The sequence below is a fragment of the Streptomyces gossypii genome, from assembly GCF_025165795.1.
Lineage (GTDB): Bacteria > Actinomycetota > Actinomycetes > Streptomycetales > Streptomycetaceae > Streptomyces > Streptomyces gossypii.
Window position 1 is genome coordinate 1 of the sequence record NZ_JAJAGO010000047.1, and the last position, 985, is coordinate 985.

Here is a 985-nt window from a genome sequence, read left to right on the forward strand (position 1 = left end):
GCTATCTCGATGGGCAGGCCCTTGGCCTTCGCCGGCTTCGTCGCAGATGAGCGACCGGTGGCGGCGTCAGGGATCTTCACCGTGGCCGCGCCCGGCTTCGGCCACGAGGTCTTCGGTGCCTCGCGTGGTGTCCGCGGCCCCTTCTCGACCGTGCGGGGCTTGGCTTTGGGTGCGTCGGCTCCGGGGACGGGCCGTTCCGCCTGTGGCAGGTCGGGGCGCCCCGTGCCGGCGTCGGCCGTCGCGGTCGTCGCGGTGACGGTCCCCTGGAGCAGGGTGCCCACCATGATCGCCGACACACCGAGCGCGATGCGGCGCCGTAGCCGTACTCGGATACGTATTGTGGATCTGCTGCTCATCCCTGTAAGCCCTGTCCTCTTCATGTCCCCGCAGGTTGGGCCCTGCGCCGCCGGGTGAGTCCACTGAGAGTTGGTGCCGATCCCGCTCAAGCTTCAGAACGTCGCTCGCGTCAGCCATCAGCCAAGGTCCGGCACCTCCGTCGGCACGTCGAACCACCTGTTCGCCAGATAGAACACCTGCTCTTCATCGAGAGCGCCCTGGAAGGTCCAGACGTCATCGATCGCACCCGGCCAGTGCTGCGACCAGGAGCCGTCCCCCTTGCCCCGGCCGATCTGGAGTGGCTCGCCTGCAGGGAACGTAAGTACGTTCTCCGCCCAGGGGATCTGTTCCCGGCAGGCCGGGTCATCGGCCTCGCCGTCTCCGTCCTCGTCGGTGCAGGCCGCTTCCTCCAGCGCTCCGTTGACGTAGAGGCGTGCCTGCTTGGCGAAACCGTCGTAGACGAGGGTGAGATGGTTCCACTCGCGTACGTCGTAGAAGAATCCGGCGTTTCCGGCTTCGGATCGGGCTGGCTTGTCGCTGTCGCTGCCGGACATGCCCATCTGCCAGAGCCCTGCCCCGCCCGGAGCTGCCGGGTCAGGTACGAAACCCACGGTGAAGGCGCTCTGCTCGTCTCCCGTAGCGCTCACGG

The 985-nt window shown here is 67.7% G+C and carries 2 protein-coding genes; both read right to left on the reverse strand.

The window, feature by feature from the left end; genetic code table 11:
- The coding region (locus LHJ74_RS34075) for a hypothetical protein (RefSeq protein WP_260222240.1) at positions 1–356 on the reverse strand (356 nt) is incomplete at its 3' end.
- A gap of 117 nt (positions 357–473) precedes the next feature.
- Positions 474–985, reverse strand: a 512-nt coding sequence (locus tag LHJ74_RS34080) for a LamG-like jellyroll fold domain-containing protein (RefSeq protein WP_260222241.1), incomplete at its 5' end; no start/stop codon positions are given.